21 protein-coding genes and 1 pseudogene are annotated in these 24959 nt (G+C 73.2%); 9 read left to right on the top strand and 13 right to left on the bottom strand.

The window, feature by feature from the left end:
* Positions 1–233 precede the first annotated feature (233 nt).
* Complete coding sequence (locus tag ACIGDI_RS40960) at positions 234–1037, bottom strand: SDR family oxidoreductase (RefSeq protein ID WP_399907626.1); 804 nt, start codon at positions 1035–1037, stop codon at positions 234–236.
* A gap of 110 nt (positions 1038–1147) precedes the next feature.
* On the opposite strand from ACIGDI_RS40960, the gene ACIGDI_RS40955 reads away from it, so the two are divergent.
* The 4 genes from ACIGDI_RS40955 (at position 1148) to ACIGDI_RS40940 (ending at position 5417) form a co-directional block, all read left to right on the top strand.
* A complete protein-coding gene (locus ACIGDI_RS40955) occupies positions 1148–2188 on the top strand; it encodes a PHP domain-containing protein (RefSeq protein ID WP_399907625.1) in 1041 nt (346 codons plus the stop codon).
* 78 nt (positions 2189–2266) lie between these two features.
* Complete coding sequence (locus ACIGDI_RS40950; protein ID WP_272174644.1) at positions 2267–2923, top strand: HAD family hydrolase; 657 nt, start codon at positions 2267–2269, stop codon at positions 2921–2923.
* Positions 2924–2984: 61 nt separating this feature from the next.
* Positions 2985–4193, top strand: coding sequence for an aromatic acid exporter family protein (locus ACIGDI_RS40945; protein WP_399907623.1), 1209 nt, complete (start codon positions 2985–2987; stop codon positions 4191–4193).
* A 264-nt stretch (positions 4194–4457) separates the two neighbouring features.
* Positions 4458–5417: an SDR family NAD(P)-dependent oxidoreductase gene (locus ACIGDI_RS40940; RefSeq protein WP_399907621.1), complete on the top strand. Its 960-nt coding sequence runs from the start codon at positions 4458–4460 to the stop codon at positions 5415–5417.
* On the opposite strand, the gene ACIGDI_RS40935 is transcribed toward ACIGDI_RS40940, so the two are convergent.
* Entirely contained in the window at positions 5414–6070 is a 657-nt protein-coding gene (locus ACIGDI_RS40935) for a M15 family metallopeptidase (protein WP_399907619.1), read from the bottom strand. The two genes, ACIGDI_RS40940 and ACIGDI_RS40935, sit on opposite strands and share 4 nt — an antisense overlap.
* A 35-nt stretch (positions 6071–6105) precedes the next feature.
* Positions 6106–6936: an alpha/beta fold hydrolase gene (locus tag ACIGDI_RS40930; protein ID WP_399907617.1), complete on the bottom strand. Its 831-nt coding sequence runs from the start codon at positions 6934–6936 to the stop codon at positions 6106–6108.
* Between the two features lie 156 nt (positions 6937–7092).
* On the opposite strand from ACIGDI_RS40930, the gene ACIGDI_RS40925 reads away from it, so the two are divergent.
* The gene (locus ACIGDI_RS40925; protein ID WP_399907615.1) at positions 7093–8121 is read left to right on the top strand and encodes an SDR family oxidoreductase; all 1029 of its coding nucleotides are present in this window, start codon (positions 7093–7095) and stop codon (positions 8119–8121) included.
* 6 nt (positions 8122–8127) lie between these two features.
* Here ACIGDI_RS40925 and nrfD read toward each other — a convergent pair whose 3' ends face one another.
* From nrfD to ACIGDI_RS40885, 8 genes and pseudogenes are all read right to left on the bottom strand, one after another.
* Positions 8128–9090, bottom strand: a complete 963-nt coding sequence (gene nrfD / locus ACIGDI_RS40920) for an NrfD/PsrC family molybdoenzyme membrane anchor subunit (protein ID WP_399907613.1) — start codon at positions 9088–9090, stop codon at positions 8128–8130.
* A complete protein-coding gene (locus ACIGDI_RS40915) occupies positions 9087–9932 on the bottom strand; it encodes a 4Fe-4S dicluster domain-containing protein (protein ID WP_384821386.1) in 846 nt (281 codons plus the stop codon). Before ACIGDI_RS40915 ends, nrfD begins: the two co-directional genes overlap by 4 nt.
* A complete protein-coding gene (gene fdh / locus ACIGDI_RS40910) occupies positions 9929–13174 on the bottom strand; it encodes a formate dehydrogenase (RefSeq protein WP_399907611.1) in 3246 nt (1081 codons plus the stop codon). Before fdh ends, ACIGDI_RS40915 begins: the two co-directional genes overlap by 4 nt.
* A gap of 12 nt (positions 13175–13186) precedes the next feature.
* Positions 13187–13420, bottom strand: coding sequence for a hypothetical protein (locus ACIGDI_RS40905; RefSeq protein WP_399907609.1), 234 nt, complete (start codon positions 13418–13420; stop codon positions 13187–13189).
* A 150-nt stretch (positions 13421–13570) separates the two neighbouring features.
* Complete coding sequence (locus ACIGDI_RS40900) at positions 13571–14860, bottom strand: ROK family protein (RefSeq protein ID WP_399907607.1); 1290 nt, start codon at positions 14858–14860, stop codon at positions 13571–13573.
* A gap of 90 nt (positions 14861–14950) precedes the next feature.
* On the bottom strand, positions 14951–15916 hold the full coding sequence (locus ACIGDI_RS40895; RefSeq protein ID WP_399907605.1) for a phosphotransferase family protein: 966 nt from the start codon (positions 15914–15916) through the stop codon (positions 14951–14953).
* Between the two features lie 304 nt (positions 15917–16220).
* Positions 16221–16520: pseudogene (locus tag ACIGDI_RS40890) on the bottom strand (hypothetical protein); the annotation flags it as partial.
* Between the two features lie 139 nt (positions 16521–16659).
* Entirely contained in the window at positions 16660–17697 is a 1038-nt protein-coding gene (locus ACIGDI_RS40885) for a LacI family DNA-binding transcriptional regulator (protein WP_399907603.1), read from the bottom strand.
* Positions 17698–17830: 133 nt separating this feature from the next.
* Here ACIGDI_RS40885 and ACIGDI_RS40880 point away from each other — a divergent pair, with 133 nt between their 5' ends.
* Both ACIGDI_RS40880 and ACIGDI_RS40875 read left to right on the top strand, forming a co-directional pair.
* A complete protein-coding gene (locus ACIGDI_RS40880; protein ID WP_399907601.1) occupies positions 17831–19468 on the top strand; it encodes a glycoside hydrolase family 13 protein in 1638 nt (545 codons plus the stop codon).
* A gap of 83 nt (positions 19469–19551) precedes the next feature.
* Positions 19552–20175 (top strand): PAS domain-containing protein, encoded by a 624-nt coding sequence (locus ACIGDI_RS40875; protein WP_399907599.1) that lies wholly within the window; start codon positions 19552–19554, stop codon positions 20173–20175.
* A 224-nt stretch (positions 20176–20399) separates the two neighbouring features.
* Here ACIGDI_RS40875 and ACIGDI_RS40870 read toward each other — a convergent pair whose 3' ends face one another.
* Positions 20400–21296, bottom strand: a complete 897-nt coding sequence (locus ACIGDI_RS40870) for a DUF3626 domain-containing protein (protein WP_399907597.1) — start codon at positions 21294–21296, stop codon at positions 20400–20402.
* A gap of 96 nt (positions 21297–21392) precedes the next feature.
* The gene (locus ACIGDI_RS40865; RefSeq protein WP_399907595.1) at positions 21393–21977 is read right to left on the bottom strand and encodes a TIGR03086 family metal-binding protein; all 585 of its coding nucleotides are present in this window, start codon (positions 21975–21977) and stop codon (positions 21393–21395) included.
* A 123-nt stretch (positions 21978–22100) separates the two neighbouring features.
* Here ACIGDI_RS40865 and ACIGDI_RS40860 point away from each other — a divergent pair, with 123 nt between their 5' ends.
* Together ACIGDI_RS40860 and ACIGDI_RS40855 are read left to right on the top strand one after the other, a co-directional pair.
* Complete coding sequence (locus tag ACIGDI_RS40860) at positions 22101–23372, top strand: FUSC family protein (protein WP_399907593.1); 1272 nt, start codon at positions 22101–22103, stop codon at positions 23370–23372.
* Positions 23373–23430: 58 nt separating this feature from the next.
* Entirely contained in the window at positions 23431–24486 is a 1056-nt protein-coding gene (locus ACIGDI_RS40855) for a hypothetical protein (RefSeq protein ID WP_399907591.1), read from the top strand.
* Positions 24487–24959 lie beyond the last annotated feature (473 nt).

Below are 24959 nucleotides of genomic sequence, written 5' to 3'. Positions count from 1 at the left end.
ATAGAGCGTAGGACGCATCCGGCCCACCTGGCTCGGGCGCGTTCCTGCCGGAGAAGTTCCGGCACGGGCGCCTCGACGGCGCCCTGTGCGGCGGGACGCCCGAAGTGCCCGTGCTCGCCCAGCCGGGTGAGCACGGGGGCGACGGCCCGGCCGGGGGCGGCCCACACGTCCCGCCGGGCGGCCGGGACGACCGGGGCGCGGACGCGGTCAAGCGCAGGAACTGGTGCGCAGTCTCAGGGACGCCGCCAGTCGTCGCTCCGCAGATGGGAGCCGGCCTGTGGGCCCATGCGGAGCATGCCGCCGTCCACGGCCCAGGAGGCGCCGGTGACATAGGACGCGTCGGGCCCGGCGAGGAAGGCGATCACGGCGGCCACTTCCCGCGCGTCGCCCGGACGGCCGAGCGGGACGCCGGGACGGGACTCGGTGCGCACGTCCGTGTCCTCCTGGCCGGTCATGGGCGTGGCGATCTCGCCGGGCGCCACCGCGTTGACGGTGATGCCGTGCTCGGCGAGCTCCAGGGCCATGACCTGGGTGAGCAGCCCGAGGCCGCCCTTGGCCGCGCAGTACGGCGCCGCGCCCACCCTGGGCTGGTGCTCGTGCACGGACGTCACATTGACGATCCGCCCGCCGTCGCCCTGCCGGATCATGTGCCGGGCCGCCCGCTGCCCGCACAGGAACGGGCCGATCAGATCGACGTCCAGGACCTCGCGCACGGTGTCGAGCTCCAGGTCGAGGAACGGCGTCATGGTGCCCGTACCGGCGTTGTTGACGAGGACGTCGAGGCGGCCGAGGCGCTCGGCGAGCTCGTCCACGGTGTCCGCGGCCTCGGGGAGCCCGGTGAGGTCCAGCCGGGCGACCTCGGCACGCCGCCCGAGGGCACGGACCTCCTCGGCGGTCTCCTCCGCGCCCTTGTGGTCGGTGTGGAAGGTGATGCCGACGTCCAGACCGGCCCGCGCGAGGCGGACGGCAGTGGCCCGGCCGATGCCGGAGTCGGAACCGGTGACCACGGCCACCTGGCCGGGAGCTGATGGGGACATCGTCGACCTCCTCATGATGGTGAAGGGCGAGGCTTCGCAGTACCCGTGGGCGGCCCGGACAAACAGTGCGGCCCGGGCGCTGCTGGGGAACCCTGGACGTGGAGGTGACCATGGATCCCGTCGAGGCACTGGAGCGGATCGCCTTCCTGCTGGAGCGGTCCCTGGCGCCGACGTACCGCGTACGGGCCTTCCGTACGGCGGCCCGGGTCCTGACGACGCTGCCCGACGGCGAGATACGCGAGCGGGCCGACGCCGGGACGCTGGAGTCGCTCAAGGGCGTCGGCCCCAAGACGGCGCAGGTGGTGCGGGAGGCGCTGGCCGGGCAGGTCCCCGGCTACCTGGGCAAACTGGAGAGCGAGGCCGCGGCGCCCCGTGGCGAGCGGCGCGGCGAGCAGCTGCGGACGCTGCTGCGCGGTGACTGCCATCTGCACTCCGACTGGTCGGACGGCGGCAGCCCGATCGAGGAGATGGGGCGAGCGGCGGCGGCGCTCGGCCACGAGTGGGCGGTGCTGACCGACCACTCCCCCAGGCTGACCGTGGCCCGCGGCCTGTCCCCCGAGCGGTTGCGGCGGCAGCTGGACGTGGTGGCGGAGCTGAACGCCGGCTGGGCGCCGTTCCGGCTGCTCACCGGCATCGAGTGCGACATCCTCGACGACGGCTCGCTCGACCAGGAGCCCGAGCTGCTCGAGCGCCTCGACGTGGCCGTGGTGTCGGTGCACTCCAAGCTGCGCATGGACGCCCGCGCGATGACCCGCCGCATGGTGGCGGCCGTCCGCGATCCGCACTCGGACGTGCTCGGGCACTGCACCGGGCGGCTGGTCACCGGGCGGGGGCGGCCGGAGTCGGAGTTCGAGGCCGACGAGGTGTTCGCCGCGCTGGCCGAGACGGGCACCGCGCTGGAGATCAACAGCCGGCCCGAGCGGCTGGACCCGCCGCGCCGGCTGCTGCGCCGGGCCGTGGAGGCGGGCGTGCTGTTCTCGATCGACACCGACGCGCACGCCCCCGGCCAGCTGGACTGGCAGATCCTCGGCTGCGCGCGGGCCGAGGAGTGCGGGGTGCCGGCCGAGCGTGTGGTGAACACGTGGTCGCGGGAGGACCTGCTCGCCTGGACGGGACGGCGCAGTCTGCCCGCAGGAGTGTCGGGCACCTGACGTGGTACCCGAGCGGTCGTAGTGAGGCGGTCATGTCCGAGCGGTCGTGCTCGGGCGGGCCGGAGAGAAGGAGCGCGCATGGAACGGGCGGCCGTGTTCGACGTCGACGGAACCCTCGCCGACACCAACCACCTGCACGTGGTGAGCTGGTGGGAAGCCTTCCGGCAGGCGGGGCACGACATCCCCATGCACGCCATCCACCGCTCCATCGGGCTGGGCTCGGAGGACCTGATCGCCGGGCTGCTCGGCGAGCGGCGGGACAAGGACCAGGACGCCGAACTGAGCGCCGCGCACAAGGCGTTGTACGGCCAGTACTTCGACCGGCTGCCCGCGTTCCGGGACGCCGGCCGCCTGCTGCGCCGCCTCGACCAGGACGGCTGGCAGGTGGTGCTGGCAACCTCCGCGAGCGGCCCGGAGCTGTCCGCGCTGCGCCGCGCCATCTCGGCCGACGACGCGATCACCGCCACCGCGAGCGCCGACGACGTCGAGGAGGGCAAGCCGGCACCCGAGCCGGTCGAGCACGCACTGGAGCTGGCCGGAGTCCCGCCCGAGCGGGCGGTGTTCGTCGGCGACACCGTGTGGGACATGCGTGCGGGCAGCCGGGCCGGGGTGCGCTGCGTGGGCGTGCTGTGCGGCGGTATCCCCCGCCGCGACCTGGAGGAGGCGGGCGCCGAGTCGGTGTACGACGATCCGGCGCATCTGCTGGCCTCGCTGAAGGACGGGCCCTTCGCCTGAGTGCGGCATGTCACAGCTTTTCCCCCGCTCCGGGGCCGCGATCTTGGACACCCGTACGCGCATGAGCAGGACGAAGACGGTGTTCAGGCACTCGGTACAGGCCTGGCGGCGGGGGGCCGTCAGGGCCGGTCGCTCCGCGCGGGCGGCCTGGCGTTCACCGGGCCGGGAACGGGACCTGGTGGTGCAGTCGCTGAAGGCGGCCGGGGCGGCGCTGCTCGCCTGGGTCGTGGCGAGCGACGGGATGAACGACCCGATGGCACTGATGGCGCCCTGGGTGGCGCTGCTCCTGGTGCAGGCCACGGTGTACAGCTCGTTGCGGCAGGCGGCGCAGCAGTTCGCGGCGATCTGCGTCGGCACCCTGTTCGCGTCGGCGGCGCAGGCCCTGACCGGGACGACGCTGGGCGCGCTCGCGCTGTGCCTGCCGGTGCTGATGCTGTTGTCGAACTGGTCGCGCTTCGGCGACCAGGGGGTCTACGCCGCGACCACGGCGGTGTTCACCCTGGCGTCGGGCACCGTGACCGCGACCGCGGTCGGGCACCGCGTGGGACAGGCCGCGCTGGGCGCGGTGATCGGGGTGGCCGTCAACGCGCTCGTCCTGCCGCCCATCCACCTGCGGGACGTGCGGGAGAACCTCGCGGCCCTCGCTCGGGAGGCCGGGGACGTGCTGCGGACGGTCGCGGACGATCTGCGGCACGAGCGCTGGGACGCGCGGACCACGGCCGGCTGGTCGCACGCCACGGCGCGGCTGGAACACCGGATGGAGGCGCTGCGCTCGGCGCGCCGCTGGAGCCGGGAGAGCCTGCGGCTGACGAGCCGGCCGCTGCGCGCCCTGCGCCGGGTCCCCGCGGCGGTGCCCGAGGAGTCGGAGGACGAGCGCTTCAGCCGGGTCACCGGCCATGTGGGGAGCCTGGTGCGGACGCTCGTGGTCGCGGCCGAGGACGGGCGCACGCCGGCCCTGCCGGAGGGGCGGGTGCTGCGGACGTACGCGCGGCTGCTGGAGCTGATCGCCGAGGCGTGCGCCGCGGAAGGGGCACGGCTGCTCGACATGCGCGATGTCGAGGGGGCGGACGGCCGGGGTGAGGAGGCCCGGCAGACCCTGCACCGGCGGCTGCAGGAGGAGCTGCGGGAACAGGCGTCCGGCGGGGCGGACCGCACGACCGTGCTCGGCTCACTGGTGCTGCAGGCGGAGAACCTGTGGGTGGACTCCGTTCCCGCCGCCGCGCAGGTGACTCGGATCACCGCCCAGGGGGCCGAACAGCGGAACACCTGAGGGTGGTTGTCCGTTGAACAAGCCGTGGGTGTGGACGGGACAGTGTCCCCGGGCCTCACCTTTCGCCCACAGGGACGATCGTTCGGCTGAAGCCCTGTGGAGCCTTTCGCCGAGAGGCGACCGCCGTGCGCACCCACACTTCGACCGCCCCGACCGGCATCCCCCCGTCCGGTCGGGGCTTTCTCCTGCGCCGGGCCCGTTGCGGCACGCAGGCCGCGGGGCGCACTTGACTTCGAGAGCACTCCAATCCGTAGCGTTCCCGGCATGAGCACTTCACAGCACAAGATCGGATCCGGATTCGGCGCGACCAGCACCGCCGACGACGTCCTGCAGGGCCTGGACCTCACCGGGAAGCTGGCCCTCGTCACCGGCGGCTACTCCGGACTCGGCCTGGAGACGACCCGCGCCCTCACCAAGGCGGGCGCCCAGGTGGTAGTCCCGGCCCGGCGCCGGGCGACGGCCGAGGAGGCGCTCGCGGGTCTCGACGGCGTCGAGGTGGACGAGCTGGACCTCGGCGACCTGCGGAGCGTGCGGTCCTTCGCCGAGCGGTTCCTCGCCTCCGGGCGGGTCCTCGACATCGTCATCGACAACGCCGGGATCATGGCCTGCCCCGAGACGCGCGTGGGGCCCGGCTGGGAGGCGCAGTTCGCGACCAACCACCTCGGCCACTTCGCCCTGGTCAACCGCCTCTGGCCGGCGATCGCGGCGGGCGGCGCCCGGGTCGTGTCCGTCTCCTCCCGCGCCCACCACTTCTCCGGCATCCGCTGGGACGACGTCAACTGGCAGCGGGGCTACGACAAGTGGCAGGCCTACGGCCAGGCCAAGACCGCCAACGTCCTGTTCGCCGTCCACCTCGACCGGCTCGGCCGCGACTCGGGCGTCCGCGCCTTCTCGCTCCACCCCGGCGGCATCCTCACGCCGCTGCAACGGCACATCCCCCGGGAGGAGATGATCGAGCGCGGCTGGATCGACGAGGACGGCAACATCCTCAACCCCGAGGGCTTCAAGACCCCCCAGCAGGGCGCGGCCACCCAGGTCTGGGCGGCCACCTCACCCCAGCTCGACGGCCTCGGCGGCGTCTACCTGGAGGACTGCGACATCGCCGAACCCGCGACGGACGACGCCACATCCGGCGTCAAGTCCTGGGCGACCGACCCCGTCCAGGCATCCCGCCTGTGGGACCTGTCAGCGGAACTGACGGGCGTGAACGCCTTCGCGGCCTAGCCGCCTACCGACTCCTTGGGCCCGTACAAGGCGGCGGGTGCTCCCGTCGCCAGGGCCCAGTAGCGGTCGCCGTACGACCAGTGCCACCACTCGGTCGGGTAGTTGACCAGCCCGGCCGCCCCCAACGCCGCGCCCAGCACGGCACGGTGCGCCCGCGCCTCGGCGGTGATGTTCCGGGCTTCGGTGTAGCAGGCGCCGTCGCTCTGCTCGGGGCCGGCGTTCATCGGTGTCCCCAGGTCCAGTTCACGGCCGTCCGGGTCGGCGAGGGTCAGGTCGACCGCCGCTCCGGCGCTGTGTGGCGCGAGATCGGGCGGGGACACGAAGCGGCTGGCGGCACTGCGCACCCGGTCGGCCGGCCAGTCCGGGTGGACGGCTCGCAGTTCGTCGGCGTACCGCTCGAAGTAGAGACGCTGGAGGGGCGGCGGCCGGTACCCCTCCACGAAGAGCAACCGCAGACCGTCGGGCAGCAGGGCCTGCGCTGTGAGGAGGCGTTCGAGGACGCCGCGGCGCAGATGGGCCTCGGCACCGCGGGAGTCCTCGTGCTTGCGGTCGTCGACCAGCAGTGCCTTCCGTACGTCGACGAGGGGTTCGCCGTTGTCCTCGACGGGGACGGCGGCGACCCGGGCGTCGGCCATCAGGATGATCTCACTCATGCCCTGATCATCCCCCGGCCGCCGCACCGCCGGGCTCAGCTCGCCATGAACTCCCCCAGGTCCGCCGTCAGTTGGTCGGCGTGGGTGACGAAGAGGCCGTGGCCGGCGTTGTCGTAGGTCTTGAGGGTGGCGTCGGGGAGGAGACGGGTGGCGCGGTGGGCGGTCGTCTCCAGGGGGGCCGAGGTGTCGTGGGTGCCGTGGACGACGAGCACCGGCAGGTCGATCTTGGGGAGTTCGGGGGCCACGTCCACGGTGGCGACGAGTTCCTGGACCGCGGCCGTGGAGTGCGGCGAGGAGAGCTGGGCACGCTGGACGAAGTACTGCATGAACGCCTCGGACACCTCGTTGCCCGGCCGGTCCACGGCGAAGAAGCCGGCGATGCCGTCCTGGAAGAACGCCGGCCGGTCCCGGCGGCACACCTCGTTGGCGGCCCGCACGGCGTCGGGGTCCAGGCCGTCCGGGTTGTCGGCGGTGCGCACCACGCCCGGGGCGATGCCGGCGACGAAGGCGACTCGGGCCACCCGGTCGGCGCCGTGCCGGGTGAGGCAGCGGGTGATCTCGACGGAGCCCATCGAGTGACCGATCAGCGTGACGTCGCGCAGGTCGAGGTGGTCAAGGAGGCCGTGCACGTCGTCGGCGAGGGTGTCGAGGTCGAAGCCGTTCCACACGTCGTCGGAGCGGCCGTGCCCCCGCCGGTCCGGGCTCACGCAGCGGTGGCCCGCCGCGGCCAGCGCCGGCATCTGGAACTCCCACATCTCGGAGCCGAGGTAGGCGCTGTTGACGAAGACGGCCACGGGTCCGTCGGCCGGTCCGTAGTCGACGTAGTGCAGCCGGGTACCGTCGGCGGGGCTGGTGAAGTACGGCATGGGACGACCTCCTGCGATCCGGTGCGGTGGGTACGTCCTCCATGGTTCCGGGAGCCGCCGCCGGGGTCGATTACCTCCGGGGTCATGCCGGGCGGCAGGTGAATCCGCGCCGCACGGGTACTCGGTCCGCTCGTCCAGCGAGCGAAGGAGCCGAAGGTGAGCAGCACAGCGGGCAGCAGGATCGTGGTCACGGGCGCGACCGGCAACGTCGGTACCAGTGTGGTGCGCGCGCTCTCGGAGGACTCGGACGTCGGCTCCGTCCTGGGGCTGGCCCGGCGCATCCCCGACTGGTCGCCGCCCCGGACGGACTGGTCCTCGGTCGACCTGGCATCCGAACAGACGGACCTGGTCGAGGAGTTCACGGACGCCGACGCGGTGATCCATCTGGCCTGGGCGTTCCAGCCGACGCACGATCCGGCGACCACCTGGCGCACGAACGTCCTCGGCAGCATCCGGGTGTTCGAGGCGGTGGCGGCGGCCGGGGTGGCGACGCTGGTGCACGCCTCGTCGGTGGGCGCCTACTCTCCGGGGCCGAAGGACCGCCCGGTGGACGAGTCGTGGCCGACGCACGGCTGGCCCGACGCCGCGTACTGCCGGGAGAAGGCGTATCTGGAGCGTGCGCTGGACTCGTTCGAGCGCGAGCATCCCGAGGTGCGGGTGGTGCGGATGCGCCCGGCGTTCCTGTTCAAGCGGGAGTCGGCCAGCGAGCAGCGCCGGATCTTCGGCGGCCGCTTCCTGCCGGGCCCGCTGGCCCGCCCCGAGCTGCTGCCGTTCCTGCCCGACGTCCCCGGCCTGCGGGTGCAGGCGCTGCACACCGACGACGCGGCCAGGGCGTACGTCGCCGCGCTCGGCACGGAGACCCGCGGTGCCTTCAACCTGGCCGCCGAGCCCTGGGTCGACGCGGAGCTGCTGGCCGAGATGCTGGACACCCGCTCGGTCCGCCTCCCCCGCGCCGCGGCCCGCTCTGCGATCGCGGCGGCCTGGAACCTGCACCTGCTGCCCGCCTCGCCGCACCTGTTCGACGCGGTGCTGCGCCTGCCCCTGATGGACTGCACGCGCGCGCGTACCGAACTGGGCTGGGAGCCGCGGTACTCGGCCACCGAGGTCCTCCGCGAGTTCCTGCACGGCCTCCAGCAGGGCGAGGGCGCCCCCACGGAACCGATGCGGGGACGCAAGGTCGGCTGAGCCCTGCTACGAAGATCCCTCGGGCGTCGCCCCGCCCACCCGCTCCCGTTGCGGTACCACCGTGTACTTCGGGTCCTCGGCGGAGGCGACGCCCGCCGCGAAGATACCGAAGCGGGTGCAGGCGGAGCCCGCGAGCAGGGCGAGGCCCGAGGCGACCGCGACCGGACGCCGGTCGCCGAAGAGGGCTCCCGCGGCCGCGCCGCCGATCGTGAGCGCGCGGGCCGAGCGCAGCAGCGTGCCCGCCCGGCCTTCCTTCCAGGTCTCGGCCACCATGCCCAGCCGCCGCTCCGCGGCCTTCTCCACCGCCGTGTCGGCCAGGGCGGCGAGCCCGGCGGCACAGCGGGCGGGCAGGTTCTCGCCGGTCGGTCCGGCCACCAGCGCCATGCCGGAGGCGGCTGCCGTCGCGGACGCCGCGAACAGGTAGGGCAGTTCGCGGTGGGCGCCGTGCCAGGCCGGTACGGCGGTGTCCGCGGCCAGCACCCCGGTGTACGTGGCGACGGCGGGGCCGAGCAGCGCGGCGGCTCCGGTTGCCATACCGCCGAGACGCGGCAACCTGCCGGTCACGGCGCTCGCGGCGGCCACCCCCGCGGCGGGGCCGTACGCGCCGAGCAGCCAGGAACCCATGCTCATCGGCGAGGTCGGCTTGAACACCCGCAGCATGTTCATGAAGCGGCTCGGCTTGCCCAGGTCGTGGACGAGGGCGGCGGCCGAGAGGGAGACGGCGGTGAGCGAGGACACCTTCAGTGCCGTCGCGGTGCCGGTACGTCCCGTCAGATGTGCTCCCGCCGCGAGCGCCGAGCCCGCGCCGGCGAGTCCGCCGAGGAAGAAGTACCCGGCGATGTCGAGGGCCGCCCAGGAGGGCGGCTTGATGACCGGGCGACCGTAGTAGGACCGGAACTCGGCCCGCGGGACGACCGGTTGCTCGCCGCGCCGGCGCCGGCCGCGCCGCACGTTCTGGATCACGCTCATCGTCGGCCCCTTCCCGCCGTCGCCACGAAGCAGGCGGCGACGCCGCCCAGCAGTGACAGGGCGGCGGCGCCCGCGTGTTTCCACATGGCCGGCAGATCCCGGGTGGTGACCACGGGGTCCGGCGGCAGCCCGTACACCTCGGGCTCGTCCAGCAGCAGGAAGAACGCGCCGTCGCCGCCCACCCCGTCGTCCGGGTCGTGGCCGTACAGCCGGGCCTCGGGGACGCCCGCCTCGTGCAGCTGGTCGACCCGCAGGGCGGCCCGCTCGCGCAGTTCGTCGAGCGGGCCGAACTGGATGGACTCCGTGGGGCAGGCCTTGGCACAGGCCGGTTCCTGCCCCGCGCCAAGGCGGTCGTAGCACATCGTGCACTTGAACGCGCGTCCGTCGTGCGGCCGTTGCTCGATGACGCCGTAGGGGCAGGCGGGCACGCAGTAGCCGCAGCCGTTGCAGATGTCCTCCTGGACGACGACCGTGCCGAACTCGGTGCGGAAGAGCGAACCGGTGGGACAGACGTCGAGGCAGGCGGCGTGCGTGCAGTGCTTGCACACGTCGGAGGACATCAGCCAGCGCAGCTCGCCGTCACCGCCGACGGCCGTCTCCTGGGCGGTCGATCCGCCTTCCACGACAGGGAGTCGGGTACGGCCGTCCGGCCTGGGCTGCTCGATGAAGGCGACGTGCCGCCAGGTGGAGGCGCCGAGGGCCTGCGTGTTGTCGTAGGACATCGCGCTCAGGGACAGGCCGTCCTCGGGGATGGCGTTCCACTCCTTGCAGGCCACCTCGCAGGCCTTGCAGCCGATGCACACGGAGGTGTCGGTGAAGAAGCCGACGCGTTCCTCGCTCACTTGCGTGTCTCCGTTCCGGTGTCCGCGGTGATGCCGGCCCGCCTGCGGTACTCGGCGACCAGCCTCGGCAGGTCCGGTCCGCGCGGCCGGCGGCCCGGGCGGATGTCGGCGGTCAGCGCCTTGTCCTCCTGGATGTGGGCGTTGGGGTCGAGGGCGATGGCGGTCAGCTCGTTGGCCGCGTCGCCCGTCACGACGCCGTTGGGCCCCCAGTGGAAGGGCAGGCCGATCTGGTGGACGACCCGGCCCTGCACCCGCAGCGGCCGCATGCGCTCGGTCACCAGGACCCGCGCCTCGACGGCGTTGCGGGCGGTGACGACGGTCGCCCAGCCGCCGTTCTCCAGGCCGCGTTCGCGGGCCAGCTCGGGCGAGACCTCACAGAAGAACTCCGGCTGCAGCTCGGACAGATAGTCCGACCAGCGGCTCATCCCGCCCGCCGTGAAGTGCTCGGTGAGGCGGTGGGTGGTGACGATGTACGGGAAGACCTCGGCGCCCTCCTCCCCGCCGCTCGGGTGGTATCGGTTGCCCTCGCGCGGCAGCAGCCGGCGGACCGGACTGCGCGGGGTGGAGGGGTACAGGGCGTTGGGGAACGGGGAGTCCTGGGGCTCGTAGTGGGTGGGCATCGGCCCGTCCTCCAGGCCGGCCGGCGTGAACAGCCAGCCCTTGCCGTCGGCCTGCATGATGAACGGGTCGTCGCCGCGCAGCGCGTCGGGTCCGACGGCGTCCTCGTCGGGTACGAAGTCGGGGGCGCGGTCGGGAACGAAGTCCGGGACGTCGTGCCCGGTCCACCTGCCCTGCTCCGCATCCCACCAGACGTATTTCTTGCGTTCGCTCCAGGGGGTGCCGTCGGGGGCGGCCGAGGCGCGGTTGTAGAGGATGCGGCGGTTGGCGGGCCAGGCCCAGGCCCATTCGGCGGCCACCCAGTCCTGTTCCCACTCGGGCTTCTTGCGGGCGGCCTGGTTGACGCCGTCGGCGTAGACGCCGCAGTAGATCCAGCAGCCGCAGCGGGTGGAGCCGTCGTCCTTGAGCTCGGTGTAGGCGCTGAGCGGGGAGCCGTCGGGGCCGTGGCCGCTGATCTCGGCGAGGACGGCGTCGGCGACGGGCTCGTCCAGCTCGCCGGTGACCGGGTAGTCCCAGGTCAGGTCCTGGATCGGGCGGTCCATGGGGTCGGTGGAGGCGGCCAGCCGCTCCTTGATCCGGCGGCCCAGGTGGTACATGAACCACAGGTCGCTGCGCGCGTCGCCTTCGGGTTCCACGGCCGTGTAGTGCCACTGCACCCAGCGGTTGGTGTTGGTGAAGGAGCCGGACTTCTCGGTGTGGGCGGCGGCGGGGAAGAAGAACACCTCGGTGCCGATGTCCTCGGTGCGCAGCTCCCCGGTCTCGATCTCGGGGCCGTCCTTCCACCAGGTCGCCGACTCGATGAGGGAGAAGTCCCGCACCACCAGCCACTCCAGGTTGGCCATGCCGAGGCGCTGCAGGCGCGTGTTGGCGGAGCCGACGGCCGGGTTCTCGCCCAGCAGGAAGTAGCCCTTGCAGTCGCCGTCGAGCTGGGCCATGACGGTGTCGTAGGTGGAGTGGGAGCCGGTCAGGCGCGGCACGTGGTCGAAGCAGAAGTCGTTGTCGGGTGTGGCGGCGTCGCCGTAGTAGGCCTTGAGCAGGCTGACGATGTAGGCCCGCATGTTCGACCAGAAGCCCTTGACCGTGCGGGTCGACTCGACGTGGTTGTCGAGGTTCATGTTCTCGTGCGCGTGCGGCATCGGGATGTACCCGGGCAGCAGGTTGTACAGCGTGGGGATGTCGCTGGAGCCCTGGATGGAGGCGTGGCCGCGCAGCGCCTGGATGCCTCCGCCGGTGCGGCCGATGTTGCCGAGCAGCAGCTGCAGGACGCTCGCGGCGCGGATGAACTGGGAGCCGGTGGTGTGCTGGGTCCAGCCGACGGCGTAGCAGAAGGCACTGGTGCGGTCGGGGCCGGAGTTGGCGGTCAGCGCGTCGCACACGCGCCGGAAGGTCTCGCGGGGGATGCCGCAGACCTCCTCGACCATCTCGGGGGTGTAGCGGGCGTAGTGGCGCTTGAGCACCTGATAGACGCAGCGGGGATGCTGGAGCGTGTCGTCGCTGGGGGCGCGGTGTCCGGTGCGGGCGCCGCCGGAGCCGTGCGCCTCGGCGCCGGCCGTCTTGCGGGTGCGCTTCTCGTACAGCTCGTCGGCCTCGCCCGCGGGCTGCTGGATCTCCACGCCCTCGTACTGCCAGGTGGTGGTGTCGTAGTGGGCCTTTTCCTCGTCGAGTCCGGAGAAGACGCCGTCGAGGTCCTCGGTGTCGCGGAAGTCCTCGCCGACGAGGGTGGCGGCGTTGGTGTAGCGCAGGACGTACTCGCGGAAGTCCTTCTCCTCGGTGAGGACGTGGTTGATGATCCCGCCGAGGAAGGCGATGTCGGTGCCCGCGCGGATCGGCACGTACAGGTCGGAGAGCGCGCTGGTGCGGTTGAAGCGGGGGTCGACGTCGATGATGAACGCGCCGCGCTTCTTGGCCTCCATCACCCACTGGAAGCCGACCGGGTGGCACTCGGCGAAGTTGGAGCCCTCGATGACGATGCAGTCGGAATGCTGCAGGTCCTGCATGAAGGTGGTGGCGCCGCCGCGCCCGAAGGAGGTGCCGAGTCCGGCCACGGTGGCGCTGTGGCAGACCCGGGCCTGGTTCTCCACCTGGACCACGCCGAGGCCGGTCAGCAGCTTCTTGATGAGGTAGTTCTCCTCGTTGTCGAGGGTCGCGCCGCCGAGGCTGGCGATGCCCATGGTGCGGGCGGTGCGCATGCCCTCGTACTCCCACTCCCAGGTCTCCCGCCGGGTGCGGATCACCCGCTCGGCCACCATGTCCATGGCGGTCTCCAGGTCGAGCGGCTCCCAGTCGGAGCTGTACGGGCGCCGGTAGAGGACCTGGTGCTCCCGGGCCGGCCCGGTGGTCAGCTGGAGACTCGCCGAGCCCTTCGGGCACAGCCGGCCGCGGCTCACCGGGGAGGCGGGGTCGCCCTCGATCTGGACGACCTTCTCGTCCTTGACGTAGACCTGCTGCCCGCAGCCGACCGCGCAGTACGGGCAGACGGACTGCACGACGCGGTCCGCGCTGTCGGTGCGCGGGCGCAGCTTGTCGGTGTACGGCGATTTCGCGGCGCTTCCGCGGGCCGTACGGTCGGTTCCGCCGAGCTGACGGTAGACGGGCCAGGAGCGGACCCGGTCGCCGATACCCATGGTGGCTCCCTGTCAGGCGGAGGACTCGTCCGGTTCGGGGTGCTCGGGATGCACGGTCGCGGACCGCCGCTCTCCCTGACGGCCGGTGCCGGCCTCGTCGGTGTCGGGCAGACCGGAGCCGGGCTCGTCCTCCTCCACGGCGGGAATGGGCACGTCCAGTGGGTCCTCGCCCTCGGTGACCTGCTGATCCGGCAGGTCCCTCGGCACGGGCTCGCCGTCCTGTCCCGTAGGGTGTCGATCCGCCACGGCGCACTCCTTTCGCGTCGTCGAGCGACACGCGAGTACCTCCGGCGGTGACCGGCGAAACATGGGGCTGTGAGGCGTCCCGCACGGGGCGCGGGGAACGCCGCGACCAGCCACAACGCGGCCGCTCGTCGCCCCCCGCGGGCCCACTGCTCAGCGCGGGGCCCGCTCCTCCAGAGCCGTCTGCCAGGCCGGCACGGGCCCCTCGACCGCCGGTTCCAGCCGGCGCCCGCCCCGGCCGAAGAAGTCGGCCAGCGGCAGGATCGCCGCTCCCACGGTCACCGCGTCCGGCCCCAGCCGCCCCAGCTCGATCGCGACCTTCTCGGCCGGGTAACGCAGGGCGTACGACGTCGCGTACCGCCGCACGGCGGGCAGGAACCGCGCACCGAGCTGAAGCCCACCCCAGCCGCCGATCAGAATGCGCTCGGGCTGGAAGAGGTTGATCAGATCGGACAGTCCGGCGCCCAGGTACTCGGCGGTCTCCTCCAGCACGCCGAGCGCGACGGGGTCGGCCGCCCCACCCCCGGCGGGATACGCGGCGGCCAGCATCGCGGACAGCGCCGTCTCCTCGTCGGCGCCCTCCGGCGGCCGTCCGCCCTCCTCGCGCCAGCGCTCCAGCAGGGACTCCGCACCCGCGTACGCCTCCAGGCAGCCGAGCGCGCCGCACCGGCAGCGGCGCCCCCTGACCCGTACGGTCAGATGCCCCCACTCGACCGCGCGCCCGTGTTCCACCTCGGGCGTGACCAGGCAGGCGCCGACGCCGGAGCCGAACAGCACGACGATCGCGTTGCGCGCGCCGCGCCCGGCGCCGAACCACATCTCGGCCTGGCCGAGGGTCTTGGCGCCGTTGTCGATGAAGTAGCGGACGGAGTCCGGCAGCCGGGAGGTGGTCCGCAGCAGCGACTCCAGCGGGACCGCGTCCCAGCCGATGGTCTGGCCGTGCACGACGGCGCCGCGGTCCGGGGTGCGTTCGACGATGCCGGGCACGCCGATGCCGACGCCGAGGAGCTGTTCGGGCGGGATGGCGGCCTCGTCCAGGACCTCGGCGATCCCGTCGCGGATGTGGCCGACGATGACCTCGACCTCGTACCGCTGCTGCTCCAAGGGCCTTTCGGCGCGGGCGAGTTCGGTGAGGGTGAGGTCGAACAGCTCGACGCGGACGCGGGTCTCGCCGACGTCGACGCCGATCATGTGGCCCGCGCCGGGGGCCACCCGCAGCAGGGTGCGGGGGCGGCCGCCGTCGGAGTCGACGCTGCCGGCCTCCTCCACCAGTCCGTCGGCGACGAGGTCGGCGACGACGTTGCTGACCGAGCCGGAGCTCAGCCCCGTCGCCGGGCCGAGCTCGAAGCGGCTGAGGGGTCCGTCGAAGTAGAGCCGTTGCAGCACCGCCGTGCGGTTCGCCCGCCTGAGGTCGCGCACGGTGCGCCCGTTCCGCCCCGCCATATGGCTCCTTCCGAACCCTGCCGACCTGCAACATACCTCTGCGGGCGGGTTCGGCGCGACATTCCTCCAACCCTTAGTTCACGATGTGAGCTAAGAGGCGTGTTCCCGGATGGTGTCCAGGGCCGCGACGAGCTCCGGCGCGACCGCCTCGTCCCGCCACCGGACCTGCTCCTCCCCCATCGCCCGCGGCACGGTCTCCACCAGCATGATCAGACAAAGATAGGCGCGGTAGAGGGCGAGGCGGAGCAGCGCGGGGGTGTCGAACTCGGCCCGTCCGCCGGCCTCCCGGTAGCCCGAGAGGAACGCCTCGTCCTTCCTGATGTCGCCGAGCAGCGCCAGGGAGACGAACTCGGCCAGCGGGTCGCCCCAGAACATGCGCTCCCCGTCGATGAGACCGCCGACGCGTACGGAGCCGGCCGAGCGGTCCACCATGATGTTGCCGTCCCACAGGTCGAAGTGGACGAGGGCGGGGACGGTGACCTCGTCGAGCGCGCCGTGGGCGGCCTCCAGGGTGCGGGCCACCTCGTCGACGGGTCTTGGCAACCGGGCGCCGAAGCGGCGGGCGTCGTCGAGGACGGCGTCGAGCATCCCGGTGAAGGCGGTCCGCCAGTCCGCGGCCAGGGGGCCGAGCGCACCGGAGGGATACCCGAAGGCGGGTCCGACGACCCGGTGAAGGGCGGCCACGTGCCGCCCCAACTGCCTTCGCAGAGTGGCCCTTTCGGCTTCGGTGAGCGAGGCGTCCCAGGGGTCGCCGGGCGATGCGGTCATCAGCAGTACGCGGCCGGCCTCGTCCAACGCGAGCAGGCGGGGCGCAGGCACCCCGGCCGTCTCGGCGCCGCGGTAGAACTCCGCCTCGGCGACGAGCAGCCGCCTCTCGTGGCTGAGTCCCGGGGCGTCCGGCGCGGCCTTGAGCACGTGGCGGGCGCCGTCGGTGAGCGTGAGTTCCTCGACGGTGTTGTACGTGCCGCCGCTCAGGGGGCGCAGGCGGGCCAGCCTCCCGGGAGGGATGCCCGCGTCCCGCAGGATGCGCCGGGCCCGTTCCCAGGAGTCCACCACCGTGCGCCCACCTCTCGCCTCGGTCAGCCGGCCGCGTACACGTCCTCGACGTAACGGCCGTCCGCGATCAGCCCGTCGAGCCACGTCACGGCCGCCGCGTCGTCCGCATCCGGCACGTGCCGCCGGTACAGCGTACGGAACGCCTCCCGCACCCCGGGCGCCATTTTCGAACCGTCTCCGCAGACGTACACCCGGGCCCCCGCGTCGAGCAGCTCCCAGACCTCGGCGGCCTCGGCGGCGCGCAGTTCCTCGGCGTGCAGGAAGTCGGCGTCGGGCGCGTCGCAGCCGAAGTAGCAGAGCGCGGGGGCGAGTCGGGCTCCGGAGTGAACAGTCCGTCGGCGGCGAACTCGCGGACGTTCTCCAGGGCGGGGCCGATGTGCTTGGCGAACCGCTTCTCGTCGGCGAGGTCGGCCACCAGGTCGAGGTCCGAGACGAACAGGGCGTCCCGCCCGTGCAGGCGGCGCACCAGCACCGGCCCGTGCTCCCGCATCAGTTCCATGATCTGCTGGATGGGGGTGCGGCCGGGGCCGGTGGCGGTGATGTCGACGACGGGGACTCCGGGGACGGTGTCGGTGGTGTGGGGGTGCGGCGCGGTGGGGGGCATGGCGCGACAACTGCCTTTCGCGGTACGGAAGTACTGCGATCAAGGTTGGTCGAGCCCGGCGGGCGGACCGGGCCGCCGCACTACATGATCATGTAGTCAAGACCTCGCCAAAGGTCTTGCCCGGAACACCGGCGGGACTTCAGTCGGTCTCCTCGCCGATGGCCGGGGCGGTGCTGCCGCGGGGGATGAGGCGGGTCGGCAGCAGGACGTGCCGGGCGGGGTCGGCGTCGGGGTCGGTGATCAGGCTCAGGACCAGTTCACCGGCCTCCCGGCCCATGTCGGCGGGTGACTGCGCCACCGTCGTCAGGTCGAACAGCTCGGCGACCGGCTGATCGTCGAAGCCGAGGACGGACATCCGCTCGGGCACCTCGATCCTCGACCGGCGCAGGGTCCAGATCAGTGAGACGGCGAGCTCGTCCTGCTCGGCGAAGACCGCGGTGGGCGGCTCGCGCAGGCCGAGCAGCTCTCCCAGTGCCTCGGCGACCGCGCGCCGGTCCGCCGCCGGTGCGGCCACCACGAGGGAGTCGTCCAGGGGGACGCCCGCCTCGGTGAGTGCCCGCCGGTGGCCGAGGAGCCGCTCGTGCGAGCTGAAGGAGAAGCCGGTCGGGCCCGCGCTCTGCATGAAGGCGATGCGGCGGTGCCCGAGGTTGAGCAGGTGCCGGGTGCCGGCCCGGGCCGCGGCGCCGTCGTCGACGTACACGCTCGGCCGCCCGTCGGCGTGCTGACTGACGTAGACGACGGGCATGCCGAGGTCGTCCAGGCGTGCGCTCTCCTCGTCGGTCAGGTCGAAGCAGAACACCAGCAGGGCGTCGGCGTTGCGCCGGGCCGGCAGCCGCTCGAAGAACGCGGCGCGTTCGGCCAGGTCGGGTGTGACGTAGACGGTCAGTTCCAGGTCCGCGGCCCGCAGCAGGGGGCCGAGGGCGGAGAGGGCCGAGCCCATGAACCACGAGTCCAGGGTGGGCACGAGCACCGCGACGACCCCCGTCCGGCCGGTGACCAGGCTGGACGCGTGCCGGGAGACGGCGAAGTTCAGCGCGCGGGCGGCCTTCTCGACGCGGGCGCGGACGTCGGGCGAGACGTTCGACAGCCCGCGCAGGGTGCGCGAGACGGTGGAGACGGAGACCCCGGCGCGTTCGGCGACGTCGGCCATCGTGGGGTGCCGTCGGGCTGGCGGCATGGGCGGACGCTAGCACAGGTGTGTGCGGTTCATGACAGCGCTGCCAGGGAATTACTGAGCCGTAACGCATTGACGGTCGTGTCGGGACCGTTCAGGCTTGCAAGCGTTGTCACGACCGAGGAGCACGCACCGAATGTCCACCTCCCCCGCACCTTGGTGGCGCGATGCCGTCATCTACCAGGTCTACATCCGCAGCTTCGCCGACGGGAACGGCGACGGCGTCGGCGACATCGCCGGCCTCCGCTCCCGGCTGCCGTATCTGAAGTGGCTCGGCGTCGACGCCGTCTGGATCAACCCCTGGTACCGGTCCCCGATGGCCGACCACGGCTACGACGTCGCCGACTACCGGGAGATCGACCCGCTGTTCGGCACGCTGGAGGAGGCCGAGCGGCTGATCGAGGAAGCGCACGAGCACGGCATCCGCGTCATCCCCGACATCGTGCCCAACCACACCTCCGACCAGCACGTGTGGTTCCGGGCCGCGGTGGCGGCCGGACCGGGCAGCCCGGAGCGGGAGCGCTACGTCTTCCGGTCCGGCCGCGGGCCCGACGGCGCCGAACCGCCCAACGACTGGGTCTCCTGCTTCGGCGGTCCGGCCTGGACCCGGCTGCCCGACGGCGAGTGGTATCTGCATCTGTTCGCCCCCGAGCAGCCCGACCTCAACTGGCAGCACCCCGAGGTCCGCGCCGAGTTCGAGTCGATCCTCCGGTTCTGGTTCGGCCGGGGCGTGGACGGATTCCGGATCGACGTCGCGCACGGGCTGATCAAGCACCCGGAGCTGCCCGACCTGCCGCCGCCCGTCCAGGAGCGGGGGCCGCGGCAGCATCTGGACCACCCGCACTGGGACCGTGACGAGGTGCACGACATCTACCGGTCCTGGCGCCGGGTGGCCGACGAGTTCCCGGGCGACCGCTCGTTCGTCGCCGAGGCCTGGGCGGACACCCCCGAACGGCTCGCCGCCTACGTCCGCGCCGAGGGCCTGCACACGGCGTTCAACTTCGACTTCCTGATGTCCAGTTGGGACGCCAAGGACCTGCGGGCCGTCATCGACGACTCCCTCGCCATGCTCGGCGCGGTGGGCGCGCCGGCCACCTGGGTGCTGTCCAACCACGACGTCGTACGCCATCCCAGCCGCTACGGCCGCAAGGCCGCCAGGCGATGGACGGTGAACGAGCCCTACCGGCCCGAGGGCCCCCTGGACCTGGAACTGGGCACGCTCCGGGCCCGCGCGGCCGCCCTGCTGATGCTCGCCCTGCCCGGCGGCGCCTACGTCTACCAGGGCGAGGAGCTGGGCCTGCCGGAGGTCGAGGACCTGCCGGAGTCCGTGCTCCAGGACCCGGTCTGGGAGCGCTCCGGGCACACCGAGCGCGGGCGGGACGGCTGCCGGGTGCCGATCCCGTGGTCCGGTTCGAACCCGCCGTACGGCTTCAGCCCGGACGGCGCACGGGCCGAGCCCTGGCTGCCGCAGCCCGCTGCCTGGGCCGGCCGCGGGGTCGCCGAGCAGCGCGGCGACGAGCACTCGATGCTGGAGCTGTACCGCGCCGCCCTGCGGCTGCGCCGCGAGCATCCCGCGCTCGGCGACGGCGACCTGACGTGGCTCGACGCCCCGGCCGGCGTGCTCCTGTTCGGTCGCGAGCCCGGGTTCGTGTGTGCGGTCAACCTCTCCTCCGAGGGCTACCGGCTGCCCGCGCACACATCGCTCCTGCTGGCGAGCGGCCCCGTCGAGGACGGTGTGCTGGCCCCCGACCACGCGGCCTGGCTGGCGGTGTAGCGAGGAGCCCGAGGGCCGGTTCGTCCGCCGTCGCATGATGGGGGTGGTGCGGGCGGACGCGCGCCGGGTGACGGGAGCGACGGGTGGAAGAGGGCCGTAGCGAGGCCGTGGTGTGGCGCAATCGCGCCCTGACGCTCTTCGACCGGGTCTCCGTGCCCGTGGCCGTGTGCGACGTGTACGGAGACGTCCTGCTGGCCAACCCCGCGATGGCGGCGGAGTGCGGTACGACGCCGGGGCGGCTGCGCGGCCGTGCCGTGCTGGAGCTGTTCAGGCCGCGGGAGGCCACGCAGGTGGAGCGGATCGCCGAGGCGCTGCGGCTCAGGCACCGGTCGCGGTACCAGGTGTCGGTCCTCTGGGAGGCGCCGGGCGGGGCCGAGCGGTTCGGCGAGCTGACGGCCGACCCGGTCAGCGACACCGTGGAGGAGACGCCAGCGCTGCTGGTGATGCTGCGCGTGCTGGGCACGCGCGAGCCGGCGGCGCGGGAACCGGCCCGCGTGGCGCCCGTCGAGGCCCGCATCCTGGCGCTGCTGGCCGGGGGCGCGACCACCGCACGGGCCGCCGAGGAGACCGGCCTGACCACGGACGGCGTCACCTACCACCTGCGACGGCTGTCGGCACGCTGGGGCGCGTCGAACCGCACCGAGCTGGTGGCGCGCGCCTACGCGCTCGGCGTGCTCACCCCTGGGGTGTGGCCGCCGGACGCGTAGGGGGTGCCCGCGCCCGGGGTGTGGCCGCCGGAGGCGGAGGCGGCGCCCGAGGTGTGGCCGCCGGACGCAGAAGCGGTACCCGCACCCGAGGTGGGCCCGCCAGACGCAGAGACGGCGCCCGCACCCGAGGTGGGCCCGCCAGACGCAGAAGCGGCGCCCGGGGTCCGGGTGAGCCCGCCAGACGCAGAAGCGGTACCCGCGTCCGAGGTGGGGCCGCCGGACGCTTAGGAGGTGCCCCCGGCCCGGGCGTGCCCGCTGGGCGAAATGGCGGTGCCCGCGCCCTCCGGGGCGCCGAAGCGGGCGAGGGTGTGCCACACCATCTTCAGGTCCTGCAGCTCGTACCGGCCGGTGCGAGCGGCGTCCCCGATGATCCGCGGGTCGATCCGGCCGTCCTCGGCGATCCGGGCGCCGAGGGCGGCGTACTCGGGTCCTCGGTAGTCCGCGTGCACGCGCAGCTGCTCCACGGTCAGGCGGTAGCCGGGGTGCCATTCGACGGGGCAGGGCAGCCGGCGGGCCTCGGCCTCTACGGCGGTGCCGCGGTAGCTCGCGTCCAGGACGAGGGCCTCGACGTGCCGGGCGAGCAGCACCCCGCCGTGGACCTGCGCCTCGATGTAGTCGTTGAGGGCGTCCTGCTCGTCGACCTCGGCGAGCGCGATCAGCGACATGCCGGCGGCGATCCCGAAATCGGTCGGCTCCGCGGCGCTGTCGGGATAGCAGAAGGTGGCCCGGCCCACGGTGTCGGCGGTGAGCCGGAAGTGCGAGGAGCCGAACCGCGGTGCGGCGCCGACGACTTGGCGCCGGAAGTTCAGCGCGCCGTACACGGGCCGCTCGTGCGGGTCGGCGTCGTCGTAGGCGCCGCCGAAGATCCGGCTCTCCCAGCGCCACCGGTCGCCGCCGGGATGCGCGGTGAGGCCGCCGTTGCTGGTGCCGGTGACGAACTGCGAGTGGTAGGCGCCGTCCCGGGCCAGGGCCCGCAGGACGGGCAGCCCGCCCGCCGCCCGGTCGGGATGGAAGTTCAGCGTGATCCGCGGCCCGGGGCCGACGGCCGGCCCGGAGGAGCGGGCGGCAACGTGCCGCAGCGCCCGCAGTGTCCGGGCCGTACCGGGCTCTGTCGACTCCATCGGCTCCCCCTGGTGAGTGCGGACGTCCGTCCCAAGAGATCACTCATCGGCGGGGGTGTCCGCAACTCATTTAGCGGCGGGCCGTGTCCCGGTCGGTCACGGGGTCCAGTGCGGATCCCGGCCGAGGAAGGCCAGCAGGGCCTCGGCGCGGTCGTGGCGGTACGGGAGCCGCCTGGCGGGTGCGAAGACCTGGTAGGAGTCCCGGAGATGATCGACGAGCCGTTCCGCCACCGGCCAGATCCCCTCGGCCAGCTCCAGGTCCAGCGGGCGGTCCTGGCCCGTGGCCACCGCGATGTCCCAGGCGTGCACGGCCGCGTCCATGGCGGCCGCCGCCGCGGCGAGCGCCGGGGACAGCGGGCCGAGCGGCGTCGGCACCTGCTCGGCGTCCGCGGGCAGCGCGGCATAGGCCTCCGCGACCTGGCTCAGCACCTTGCCGAGCTCGGCCGCCGGGTCCCCGTCCAACGCGTCGGCCGGGTGGAAGGGGTCGGAGTCCGGCCGGCCGCCGGTGAGCGCGAGGCCGTAGCCCAGCTGGTCGATCCGGGCGTGGTTGAGGACCTGACGCACGGTCCACTCGGTGCAGGGAGTCGGCGCTCCCCACGCCGACTCGGGAACCGCGGCGACCACGTCGCCGAGATAGGAGTGCGCACGTGTGAGAACCTCGAAGTCCCGGGTGTCCGCCATCACCGTTCTCCCCTCTTGCCGTCCACCGGCCGTCACCAACAATCTAGGTGTGCTTGCGGACAGTTACGGTCCTCAAAAGAAACGTCGTACGTGTTCGAGGCAGTGGAAAGGGAACAGCCCGTAGTGCCAGATGTACGTGAGTGGAGGGCGTCCCTCGTCCGGTACGTGAAGCGCCGTCGCGACCCGGTGGTGGTGCAGACGCTTCGGTCTGCCGTCGCGGCGACGGTGGCCTACGTCGTCGCGCTGCGCCTGAGTCCCGAGGCGGCCCCGCTGACCGCGCCGCTCACCGCGCTGCTGGTCGTCCAGGTCACCCTGTACGCCACGCTCACCAACGGCATCCGCCGGGTCAACTCGGTGGTGGCCGGCGTCCTGGTCGCCATCGCCTTCAGCCAGCTGGTCGGTCTGACCTGGTGGAGCCTCGCGCTGCTGATCGTGGCCGCGCTGGCGGTGGGACGGCTGGTACGGGTCGAGGAGTACGTCCCCGAGGTGGCGATCAGCGCCATGCTGGTCCTCGGCGTCACGACGGTCGGCGACACCGCGTGGGCCCGGATCGTGGAAACGCTGATCGGCGCGGTCGTCGGCATGGCCTGCAATCTTCTCCTCGCGCCGCCCGTGTGGGTGGACGAGGCGGGCGAGTCGATCGAGGGCCTGGCCCGGCGGGTGCGGCAGCTGATGCTGCGTATGGGCGAGGAGGCCGCCGGGCGCACGCCCGTCGAGCACGCGACCGAGCGGCTGCACGAGGCGCGCCGCCTCGACCACGACATCGTCGAGGTGGACGCGGCTCTGCGGCAGGCCGAGGACAGTCTGCGGCTCAACCCGCGCGTGCGTGAGGGACTGCTGCACCGGGTGGTGCTGCGCACCGGGCTGGACACGCTGGAGATCTGCACGGTGGTGCTGCGGGTGCTCGCCCGCACCTTCACCGACCTCGCCAAGGAGCGCGATCCGGAGCCGCTGTTCGCGCGCGAGACGGGGGCCGCCGTGGAGCGGCTGCTGTCGGAGATCGCCGACGCGGTGGTCAGTTTCGCGGTCCTGGTCACCACCAGCGTCAGCGTCAGCGCCGAGTCGGCCGAGGAGCGGCTGACCGCGGAACTGCGCCAGGCCGGCACGACCCGGGACAAGCTGGCCCAGCTGCTGCTGGAGGAGGTCCAGCGCGACGCGCGCAGCTGGCAGCTGCACGGCGCGGTGCTGACCGAGGTCAACCGCATCCTCGACGAGATGGACACCGAGCACCGCTCGCGCCGGCTGCTGGAGGAGCTGGACCGGGCCTCGGCCGAGCAGCGCGAGCGCATGCCGCGGCTGACCCGGCTGCGGGAGAGCCTGCGCGACTCGGGCCGACTGCGCGTTCCGGAGGTGCTGCGCCGGAACCGCGCGGGTGCCCGGCGTCGTTCCAGCTGATGTGGTCACCGGGGACGCGTACGTTTCCCCGGCAGCGTAGAACGAAGGGGGCGGGCCGATGGCCGACAGCGGCGTGCGGATCGACGGGAACACCCTGCGGCTTCCGGGCGGGGTGGCGGTGCGCTTCGTGCGCACCCTGCGGCTGCCGGAGACGGGGACGCATCCGCTGCCACCGGGGCTGGGCGAGTTCCCGGTCCGACGGGTGGCGGACTACCCGGACACGGTGCCCGAGGCGTGGCGTGCGCGCGGCGGGGTGATGCTGCCGGTGTACCTGCGCGAGGCGATGTGGCTGAGCTTCGCGGGTACGGCCGAGCCCGCCGCCCTCCAGGTCGGGGTGGGCAAGGTGTGCGCCGTCTCGGGCAAGCCATGGAGCGACCGGCTCTCACGCAAGCCGCAGAACTACGTCGTACTGCCGCGTCAGCCCTGGCTTGACGGCATCAACTCGGGCAAGGGCACCGTCCGGCAGTTCGTGGCGGTGCCGCTGGGTCTGGGGGCGACCGTCGAGGGCCAGGTCACCGGCGAGGAGGTCTGGGGCGGCGTTCAGCTGCAGTCCTTCCCGCTGCGCGAAGGGAAGCTGGCCGAGTGGCGGGAGGCGGAGCGGCGCCGCACGGAACTCGCCCGGGAGCGGGCGGCCGCGCCGGGCGGCGGCTACGGAATGGCAATGCCCATGGCGGCACCGCCGGCTCCGGGCGCGGCTCCCGCTCCCGCCGCGGCGCGGGCACCGCAGGCCGCGGCGGCCATGGGGCTCGGCGTCGGCGGCTCCATGCGGCAGGAGGTCTACCAGGACGACCGGTCGCTCGACGACTGGTCCGAGCAGCCCGCCGGCCGGGTCTTCGTACACCTGGTGACGCCGCCCGAGTGGCGCCGCATCACCGGCGAGGCTCCCCCGCCGTCACCGGTCGACCGCGCCGCCTACACCCGCGCGGGACTGCCCTGGTACGACTACTACGACCAGGACGCACAGGACCTCTCCCCCACCGACACCCTGGAGGCCGTGAAGCCGGTCGGCGACTGGGTCGGCGACGACCACGAGCCCTGGCAGGCCCCGACCCCGCACCAGGTCAAACCCCTCAAGGACGCACCGGGCAAGCCGGTGGAGGACGGTGAGTGGTGAGTCCTTACGGCGGCCGCCCGGACCGGGGACACGCCGGGCGGGCCGGTGGAGGACGCGACCGGTAAGGCGTGCCCACAGGCCCGGACGGCCCCGGCCCGCATCCGGGCGGCCAGTGGAGGACGGCGACGAGGGAGGCCCGAGCACGGCCAGACGGACCCGGGGACACACCGGGCAGACCGGTGGAGGACGCGACCGGTAAGACCTGACACGAGCCCAGACAGCCCCCGGCCCGCACCCGGCAAGCCGACGGAGGACGGCGACTGGTAAGGCCTCACCGCGGGCCCAGATGGGCCCGGGCCGCACCGGGCGGCCGGTCGAAGACGGCGACCGGTGAGTCCTGACCACGGCCAGACAGACCCGGGGACACACCGGGCGGGCCGGTGGAGGACGCGACCGGTAAGACCTGACACGAGCCCAGACAGCCCCCGGCCCGCACCCGGCAAGCCGACGGAGGACGGCGACTGGTAAGGCCT

The organism is Streptomyces sp. NPDC085900, from assembly GCF_044540925.1.
Taxonomy (GTDB): Bacteria; Actinomycetota; Actinomycetes; order Streptomycetales; family Streptomycetaceae; genus Streptomyces; species Streptomyces gilvifuscus.
Note: the sequence above shows the minus strand (reverse complement) of the source record. Positions and strands in the feature narration are given on the sequence as shown.